The organism is Pseudoalteromonas aurantia, from assembly GCF_005886875.1.
Taxonomy (GTDB): domain Bacteria; phylum Pseudomonadota; class Gammaproteobacteria; order Enterobacterales; family Alteromonadaceae; genus Pseudoalteromonas; species Pseudoalteromonas aurantia_A.
In genome coordinates, this window is the sequence record NZ_PNBY01000028.1 from 117,591 (window position 1) to 126,700 (window position 9,110).

A 9,110-nucleotide genomic window follows, 5' to 3' on the forward strand; every position below is an offset into this window, starting at 1 on the left:
TGCAGCCATGTTTAAATCACCTGATTTAGCTAATGGACTGCTTCCTGCGATAGTCACTGAACGAGGTGTGCTAGCGATGTTAGTCGCCTCTCAAATCCTTGCATTACTCCTCGCGTTTTCTCCTATGAGTTATGAATCCATCTGGGTTCGTTTAGGGATCATTAGTTTATTTGTTCATTGTGTAAGTGCGATTGGCTTTACTATTTTGTCGCTGTTACGCCAGTATATCAGCACGCGCTCTGGACTCGTTGAATATTTTTTTATTGTCACTGCTTTCCAAGTTGTTACGTTAGTTATGAGTTTGGGGGTGTCATTATTTGAAGTTGCAAATACGCACTTTTTAGATTGGCCATTTATCGCAAAAAACAATGCAATATGTTTATTTGTTACGTTGTTATTTTTACATTTTATGGCTATTTTTCGCGATAAAGTGACGACGATTGCAACCCTTTCTAGGTTAGAGCTGGATGCATTACACGCTCGAATTCGGCCTCACTTTCTTTACAATAGTTTAAATACAATCGCAGAGTTGACACAACAAGACTCTGATGCCGCAGAGCAGGCTGTACTAACGCTTGCGAATTTATCTCGTTATGCATTACACCCAAACAAGTTTGTTTCTCTAACAGAGGAAGTACTGTTATCTCAAAAATACATAGAGCTTGAGACGTGGCGGTTTGCCAGTAAAATGCAGGTAAACTGGTTATTACCTGTGGGATTGCCAGATATACAAGTTCCTGTGTTAACCATTCAACCTTTGGTTGAGAACGCTGTAAACTATGGTGTTGAAGGCCATATCACTGGCGGTATTATAACAATTGAGGTGCACGTCAACACTGAACAAGTAACGATCACAGTAACTAATTCAGTTGGAAAAAGTGCCTCAAAGCATAAAGGACAAGGGATCGCACAGAGAAATATCAGAGAACGCTTAGCTTTACTTTATGGTGAGAGTGCAAGGCTCGATGTGCAACAGACGAATGAGCAGTATCGAGTTGCTTTGATATTGCCTTATGAGGTCAAAAAATGAAGTACTTAGTTGCGGATGATGAGCCTCTAGCACGTCAAAGAATTAATCGATTGATGGAAAAGCTGGGCGGCTTTGAGTTTGTGGGGGCTGCTGAGCATGGGACACAAGTGTTAGATTTAGTGGATAAGTGTAAGCCAACTATCATACTGCTCGATATTGATATGCCAGGGATGAATGGCATAGAGGTTGCAACACTTTTAAGTACTTCACATCCAGAGGTTAAAGTTGTCTTTGTGACAGCGCATGCTGAATTTGCATTGGAGGCGTTTCACGTTTTTGCTGCGGGCTACTTAGTGAAACCAGTACAAATAGAGCAGCTAACTGCAGTGATGTCTCGGTTATATACGCCAAAATTACAATACCAATTGGCGGGTGAGACGCGTTCAGTAAACATTTCAGAGGTATTAGTTGCCCAAGCAGATGATAAATATACTCATATCTGGTTTGAAGGAGGCGAAGCTATGGTGGATCATAGCTTAAAGTACTTGTTAGCACATTACCCACAAGATTTTATTCAAATACACAGGCATACTTTAGTTAAACGCGATGCTATTGACTCTATTGCCCATCAAGCCACTGGAGGGGCTGTGGTAAAGATTAAAGGATTTCCAGAGCAGTTACCCGTTAGCCGGAGGGCTGTCAAAGAAGTAAAAACCCTGATTTAACGTGGATTTTACCCACTTCGTCTCGCGCCGTTTTACACATTCATTTCTCAGTAGTGCTCCCTTTCGAATACAGAAATAACCGTTTGTCAGACTTTTTGACCGTCCAAGGAATTACACATTGAGCTATTTTTTAAATACTTTATTCTGAATATGTCTGGGATTATCACGAGAGTTTGCAATGGTAAAATTTTATAAGCGGCAAGTGGGTTTTACTTTGTTAGAAGTACTCATTGCCTTTATGGTACTGAGCTTTGGTTTATTGGGTGCAGTTGCACTACAAGCCAAAGCTAAGCAAGCCAGCTTTGACTCAATGCAGCGCGCCGCAGCGGTCGCTTTAGCGAACGACATTTTACAAAGGATCAGAGTAAATGACTCTGCAGATATCGTTAGCAATTACGATCTTACTTTTTCTAGTGATACGGATTTGATCCCTCAGGTTCGTTGTTTTAGCAATGATTGTACAAGCTCTGCGATTGCTGCACTTGATTTAGAGCAGTGGAAAAATGCGATTCGTGCTAGAGAAAATACAGGAACATTAGACGATACAACCGTGTGTATAGACTTAGATGCAGATGCGCAAGGTAAGGGGATTGATGTACAAGTCGTTGTGGCTTGGCGAGGTCGACAAGAAATTAAAGCAACTGACGCTATTAAAGGTATTAGCTGTGGTACCAATGATGATAAGCGACGTTTGGTGGTACTGACTACGTTTATTTTTGCAAGGGGTGTTTAATGAAACGCACTGGTTTTTCAATTCTTGAATTAATGATTTCGATGTTTATTGGTGCTCTGATCTTAGGGGGCGTGATAGCCACTTACGTCAGTATGAAAGTAACCACGAGAGATACAATGGCGATTGGAGAAATGCAAGAAACCGGCAGATTGGCATTATCTATTTTACAGCGAGATATAGAACAAGTGGGTTTTTGGGGGACTTTTTATGACGAAGAATTTACAGATGAAAATGTCGAGAGCCCTTCTAATCCAAGTGGCGACTGTTTTGGTGGTATAAACAATGGCAGCTTCCCTGACTCCACGCCTTCTAATTTTCGCTCTATTTATGCGGAGGTGTCTGATGGTTCTAATGTACTTAGCTGTATTTCGGACAGTGTTGAAAACACAGATGTATTGCAATTAAAGCTACTCGAAGGAAACCCCGTCGATGTTGCGTCTACAGCGACAGATTCAAATCGATATTATTTTATTGCCGATCAAGAGCGGGCTGAGTTTGTAACTGGCGCAGGCACCATTGCATTGCCGACAGTAAATTCAACAGTTTGGCCGTATAGTCATCATGTGTACTTTCTATCAACGGAAGAAATTACCATCAATAATGTGGCGCGAGATATACCGATATTAAGGCGTTTGAGACTAAGTTCAAGTGGTATGCAAGTAGAAACTGTGATGGAGGGAATTGAAGACTTTCGTTTGGTTTTTGGCCTAGATACAGATGCTGATGGTCGTGTTAATACCTACCGTAGTACGCAGGATATGAAAGCAGCGAACTGGGAAGACAATGATAGTATTCTGACAGTACAAATATATTTACTTGTGAGGGCATTGGAACCCGATCCTGGTTTACAGCTAAATAGTCAAACTTACACGTTGGGGGTCGATCCAGATAGACGTACTCATACTTTTTCCGATAATTTTAGACGCACGGTTTTTTCGACGACAATGCGGTTAAACGGGGCAATGTCATGGAACATGTAAAGAAGCAACAGGGTATTGTACTTGTAACAGCAATGGTCATGATTGTAGCCGTGACGGCGGTCGCAGTAACACTTATGAGTAGCAGCAGTATAGACCTAAAAATAACCAATGCGGCGCAAGAGCGTGAGCAGGCTGAAAATTTATTAATTGGTGAAGTGCAAAGAGTCATACAAAGCGAAAGTAAAAAGCCGTCGGGTTCAAACCATTTCTTGATGTCGCCTCAACAATTAGAGATTGACAAAAATAAGACATTTCCGGGTGAACATGATACAGACAATGAAATGCGTGCTTTAAATAGTGGTGCAATGCAATTGAATTGCCCAAGATCCTTTAAGTATACCAAGGGAGTAATGTGTAATTTAACAGAGATAAGCACCACGGTTGAATATGGGACTCGTACACGCCATCGATTAACTGTGGTAGTAGGTGTTGGGCAGCAATATATTAACAAAAGCCAGGGGAAATAAGATGAAAAACGTTATTTTATTTTTTGTGTGTTTAATAAACATGAAAGTATTTGCTGAAGATATCGAACTGTATGTTAAGCATAATATTGATATCGATGAAAAGCCCAGAGTGATGCTCATTTTTGATACATCCGGGAGTATGGCGTTTTCAAGCAGGACAGGGCGTAGCTGTGGTTATGATTATTATCGGGGTCGATATAGACTGTGCTCAGATAGCCGGTTGGGCGTTGCGAAAAATGCGATTACTGACTTAGTTACTAAAAATCCTGATATTGACTTTGGCTTAATGCGTTTTAATGGTAGCAATGGTGGTTATGTGTTAGCGCGTATTGGTGCTGCGCAATCAACGGTAAAATCACAAATTAATAATTTAGTCGCTAATGGTGCGACACCACTGAGTGAAACGTTATGGGAAGCTTACCTGTATCTGACGGGAGGCAGTCGATATTATTCTAGGAATGTGGGCGGCAGAGATACCAGTATCGAAAATGGTAACTCATACCTTTCTCCGTTTAGGCAAGTATCAGGGGAACCAGAGCGTTGTGATAACGCGGTTAATATTATTTTGATGACAGATGGCGACCCCTCTAACGATAGTCAACAAAATGGAAATATCAAAAATTTACACCAGAGTCGCTTTGGTAGTAGTGCGCCCGTATACAATGGGAACTATATGCCGGCGCTTGCTAAGTCCATTTATGGTGACAGCAACACGATAGTTGATTTGTATCCGACTACCAGTACAAAAGAAGATACCGGGCGGGTTTACACGATTGGTTTTGGTAATGGTATGAGTAGTTCAGGCAAGAATATACTACAAAAAACGGCTGATTTAGGGGGAGGGCAGTATTTACAAGCAAATACTTCATCACAGTTATCAGAAGCATTGAATTCTGTCACAAACAGTATTCGTCAAGAAGCGGATAGCTTTGCTTTACCGGTGGCAGCTAATACAGGCAACCAAACCAAAAGTAGTGACTCTTTATATTACACCATGTTTTTACCTGAAACACATACGACGTGGAAGGGTAATATCAAAAAGTTAAAAGTAAAAGACGATACTACTTTAATTGATATGAGCGGCAATGCAGCAATAGATAAAGATGGCAAAATAGACAAAAATGCCACAACTTATTGGTCTGAACTAGGTTCAAAAGATGGTAATGCGGTAGACAAAGGTGGCGTGAATTATCAGCTGAGTCGCCAAACAACACGAAATATATACTCGGATTTTGGGACCGCGGCACTACACAACTTTACTTATTCAACCGCGTTTACTCAATATGGTAATAATTTAGAAACGTTTGCAGACAAAATGAATGCTCCGGCCAGTGAGCTTTCAGGCATTATGCAATGGGCCAGAGGCATTGATGTTAATGACGAAGACAGGGATAACAATCGTAATGAACGTAGGCAAACTATTTTCGGCGATCCCTTACACTCCAAAATCGTATCAATCAATTATGGAACAGAAGAGAGCCCGAATATTCGCTTGTTAGTGGGTACCAATGCGGGCTTTATACATATGTTCAAGGATAATGGCGATACGATGACGGAAAGCTGGGCGTTTATTCCTGAAAGGTTACTTCCTGTATTGAAAGCTCAGAAAGATAAGAAAGCAAATACGAAGTTATACGGTGTAGATGGGCCATCCACACTTTACCATGATGATAAAGATGGCGATAACTTGGTGTCTTCTGGTGACAATGTGTGGTTGTTCTTTGGATTACGCCGTGGCGGAAACCAATACTATGCTTTAGATATTACCAATCCCGATTCACCTAAGTTGATGTGGGGGGGACCGATCACCGGTGGCAGTGGTGATTTTCAAATGTTAGGTCAAACGTGGGCAAAACCGCTAGTAACACATATTGAGAAGGAAGGGGACGACCCGGTCGTTATATTTTCAGCGGGTTATGACATCAATAAAGATAATGTGTCAAAAACTAATGATTCACTCGGGCAAGGCGTTTATATTGTTAAAGCGCAAACTGGTGAATTGGTATGGTCGTTAACACGGAAAAATGGCTTTACAGGTCAACACAGTATTGCAGGAAGTGTCAAAGCGTTGGACTCTAATTACGACGGGTATGATGATCGGATCTATATGGCTGATACTGGTGGGGGTGTATGGCGTATAGATATGCCGGGGCCTAATCCAAACGACGGCAGTGAGCCATGGACGCATTTTAAGCTTGCGCAACTCGGAGGCAACAGTGCATCGAGTGATAGACGTTTTTACAGTACGCCAATCATTGCGCGTACCTATTTCAATAAAGTGTCGGTAACTGAGTCGGGATCTACGAGTGTTAAAACTCGGAAAAAAATACCTTATGACGCCATTTTACTGGGTTCCGGTAATAGAACTAGACCTGCATCGTCGTCGGCTATTGATTATTTATTTATGATAAGAGATGAGAATACGGTGACTAAATCTTTCGAAGATGGTGATATTCCAGACATAATCAAGATGAAAGATTTATTCAATGTAAGCCAAGACCCATTTTCTAAGAAGTTTGCTGATTTAGATAAATTTACTGATTTAGAAGCTGATCTTGGGAAATTTCAGGGGTGGAAATATAAGTTAAGCACGTCCGAGAAATCATTGTCAGCAGCATCTGTGGCTGGCGGTGTGGCGTATTTTACCTCATTTAGTCCACCAGGCACCTCAAACAAATGTGAAGTAGAAGCGGGGTCCGGAAAGCTATATGCATTTCATCTACATTACGGTACTAAGGTTTTTAATAAATTAAGCTTTGATACTAAAACTGCGATTGTTGAAGCACCTGAACCCTACTTCGCATGTGAAGCGACAGGCGGTAGTTCAGAGTCAAGTACTAACGGCTGTAAGACGGTTGTAAAAATAATTGTGCCTCCTATAGCTACTGGGTCGAGTGGCGACGGCCTCGGAGATGGGGGGGTTGCAATTCCACCGGAGATACCAGATATGCCAGAGCTTGAGAATGGTTATTTGAAACGACCTAACCCAGCAGATCCTGGTGTATCTTTTGGATTGGAAACAAAGCAGCTCTATATTTACAAAAGGGAAGAGAATGATGAGAAATAACGCTGTTAACGGGTTTACGTTGATTGAAGTGATGATTGTAGTTGCTATTGTTGGCATATTGGCCTCCATCGCGTACCCAAATTATTCCAGCTATGTAATGCGCGCAGCACGTGCAGACGCAATGGTTATTTTGTTAGATGCAGCTAATAAACAAGAACAGTTTTTTGTTGATAATCGCCAATACGCGAGTGATCTTGGAGACCTTGGTATCGCAAATGAAACGGAGAATGGGTATTTCACGATAAGCGTTGAGGCTGATGCAAGCAGTTTTACGGTGACTGCAACTGCTGACAGTGGCCCCGTTGCAGGTGATACTCAGTGTAGTACGTTAACCATCAATGAGTTGGGCTTGAAAGGAAATACAGGCAGTGGCGATACTGATTTGTGCTGGGAACGATAAGAGTTTCATAATTCACATTTTTTGGTCGCTCTTAATCTAGAGCGACCCGTTAAACTTACCGTAAGCTCTGCCCCTTTACGTGTACTGTTGTAAACATGTGTACAGTATACGAAAGTCCCATTGGTAAACCCTTTTATACTACCATCTGGTTGAAAGGTGATCGCAGCTCTGGGATACGTAAACAGATGCGCATTGTGGACTGCATCTAGGGTGATGATTATTTCATCACTGGGTTCTAATATGCGCCAATCACCTTTATCAATAAATATACTAAGTGATTTATGCCATTGGTTGCGCGCACATTTATTATCGATTAGTGGGCATATAGTAATACTTTTACCAAGTATTACGGCCTGTCCCCTGGCTAAATTCAACGATTTCTTTACAAGGCGAAGCTGCTGTAGAGGCACATGATTTGACATGATCTCAGAGTAACTAGTTAAAGAAAGGAGTGATATTATTCCGACGATAGCAGTTGAAACAATTAATTCGAATAGTGTAAATCCATATTGATACACTGTTGTTTTTGTCTCCATCCATGGATCCTAAAAGTGAGCGTATTATAATCTTAGGTAATTTTATTGGATCAGTAAACTTTATGTATTATGAACACGTTTGGTTGCTGTCTCCAGAGTAAAACGCATTCCCTGATAATGCCAGTGTTAGTTGTTGATTATTTTCTTCTGAGCCTAGCGGGCAATATAAAAAGCTACCCGTTTGTGATGTGACTCTACCGCTGCTATCAAACCGAATGGTTGCTGTGCCGCTGAATGTGAGTGTGTCACCGGTTGATACTAGGTCCATAGCCCTTACCAAGGTATCGCCATCGTTATGTTGTCCGTTGTTGTCAACGTCTACAAAAACGATGATGTTATTGCTCGACCAGTTACTTGTGCATGACATTGTGCCTCTAGCTGCGAGTTCATCCGGGTCAACAGGGCATGTAATGACAATTTCATCACTCGTTGTTGCTTTTGCACGAGCGAAAGAGAGTGTGCGTTTTAAGTCGAGTAAAAAAGCTTCTGCTTTATTACTTTGCGCGAGATTACTGTTGTTAAAAAATGCAATACTTGCCAGTATGCTCACAATACCGATTGCGATCATGAGTTCAAGTAAAGTAAAGCCTCGTGTTCTTGTCATTACACACCCCAGACTGGATTAATATTTTCATACTTTAGTTTTATCATTATGACGCTGTTTTTTGTTCAGATCCAATCACTTTGTTTGCTAACAGTTTTAGGATTGACTAAAATCGACCCACTACCAATGGAAAATTAAAGAATCATGAAAAAAATAGAAGCAATTATTAAACCGTTTAAATTAGATGATGTTAGAGAGGCGCTCTCTGACATCAGTATTACCGGCATGACAGTCTGTGAAGTCAAAGGGTTTGGTCGACAAAAGGGCCACACAGAGTTATATCGTGGTGCTGAGTATATGGTTGATTTTTTGCCAAAAGTTAAATTAGACATCGTTTTAGCAGATGAAGATGTTGATAGAGCTATTGATGTCATATTAAAAACTGCGCAAACAGGCAAAATTGGTGATGGTAAGATATTTGTAACGGATGTTGAACGCGTAGTACGTATTCGTACGGGTGAAGAAGATGAAGAAGCTATTTAACCTCAGCTCTGGATAAGCGAATTTGCCCAATAAAGCTATTTTTCTCACTCTCGGCGTTGCTTTCATTTGCAATAGCCCGCTATTACTGCATAAAAGCGCCTTGATATTGAGCAAAGTATCATCATTGGATTGTACGTAAGTGTGT

At 41.2% G+C, this 9,110-nt stretch carries 10 protein-coding genes; 8 read left to right on the forward strand and 2 right to left on the reverse strand.

The features are described from left to right. Positions 1-7: 7 nt before the first annotated feature. The 7 genes from CWC18_RS06635 to CWC18_RS06665 all read left to right on the forward strand — a co-directional run bounded on the left by CWC18_RS06635 (position 8) and on the right by CWC18_RS06665 (position 7,342). Positions 8-1,030: a sensor histidine kinase gene (locus CWC18_RS06635; protein WP_138674959.1), complete on the forward strand. Its 1,023-nt coding sequence runs from the start codon at positions 8-10 to the stop codon at positions 1,028-1,030. After that, complete coding sequence (locus tag CWC18_RS06640; RefSeq protein ID WP_138589627.1) at positions 1,027-1,695, forward strand: LytR/AlgR family response regulator transcription factor; 669 nt, start codon at positions 1,027-1,029, stop codon at positions 1,693-1,695. The genes CWC18_RS06635 and CWC18_RS06640 overlap by 4 nt, the downstream gene beginning before the upstream one ends. A 178-nt stretch (positions 1,696-1,873) precedes the next feature. Continuing rightward, the gene (gene pilV / locus CWC18_RS06645) at positions 1,874-2,428 is read left to right on the forward strand and encodes a type IV pilus modification protein PilV (protein ID WP_138589628.1); all 555 of its coding nucleotides are present in this window, start codon (positions 1,874-1,876) and stop codon (positions 2,426-2,428) included. Next, positions 2,428-3,408, forward strand: a complete 981-nt coding sequence (locus CWC18_RS06650) for a PilW family protein (protein ID WP_138674960.1) — start codon at positions 2,428-2,430, stop codon at positions 3,406-3,408. The genes pilV and CWC18_RS06650 overlap by 1 nt, the downstream gene beginning before the upstream one ends. Next, entirely contained in the window at positions 3,396-3,875 is a 480-nt protein-coding gene (locus CWC18_RS06655) for a pilus assembly PilX family protein (protein ID WP_138589630.1), read from the forward strand. Before CWC18_RS06650 ends, CWC18_RS06655 begins: the two co-directional genes overlap by 13 nt. Position 3,876: 1 nt before the next feature. After that, positions 3,877-6,942: a pilus assembly protein gene (locus CWC18_RS06660; protein ID WP_138674961.1), complete on the forward strand. Its 3,066-nt coding sequence runs from the start codon at positions 3,877-3,879 to the stop codon at positions 6,940-6,942. Then, positions 6,932-7,342 carry a type IV pilin protein gene (locus CWC18_RS06665; RefSeq protein WP_249930086.1) on the forward strand — a complete coding sequence of 137 codons (411 nt, stop codon included), beginning with the start codon at positions 6,932-6,934 and terminating at the stop codon, positions 7,340-7,342. The genes CWC18_RS06660 and CWC18_RS06665 overlap by 11 nt, the downstream gene beginning before the upstream one ends. 5 nt (positions 7,343-7,347) lie before the next feature. On the opposite strand, the gene CWC18_RS06670 is transcribed toward CWC18_RS06665, so the two are convergent. Both CWC18_RS06670 and CWC18_RS06675 read right to left on the reverse strand, forming a co-directional pair. Continuing rightward, the gene (locus tag CWC18_RS06670; protein WP_138589633.1) at positions 7,348-7,878 is read right to left on the reverse strand and encodes a GspH/FimT family pseudopilin; all 531 of its coding nucleotides are present in this window, start codon (positions 7,876-7,878) and stop codon (positions 7,348-7,350) included. 67 nt (positions 7,879-7,945) lie between these two features. After that, positions 7,946-8,482, reverse strand: coding sequence for a GspH/FimT family pseudopilin (locus CWC18_RS06675; RefSeq protein WP_138589634.1), 537 nt, complete (start codon positions 8,480-8,482; stop codon positions 7,946-7,948). A gap of 144 nt (positions 8,483-8,626) precedes the next feature. On the opposite strand from CWC18_RS06675, the gene glnB reads away from it, so the two are divergent. After that, complete coding sequence (gene glnB / locus CWC18_RS06680; RefSeq protein ID WP_010362263.1) at positions 8,627-8,965, forward strand: nitrogen regulatory protein P-II; 339 nt, start codon at positions 8,627-8,629, stop codon at positions 8,963-8,965. Positions 8,966-9,110 lie beyond the last annotated feature (145 nt).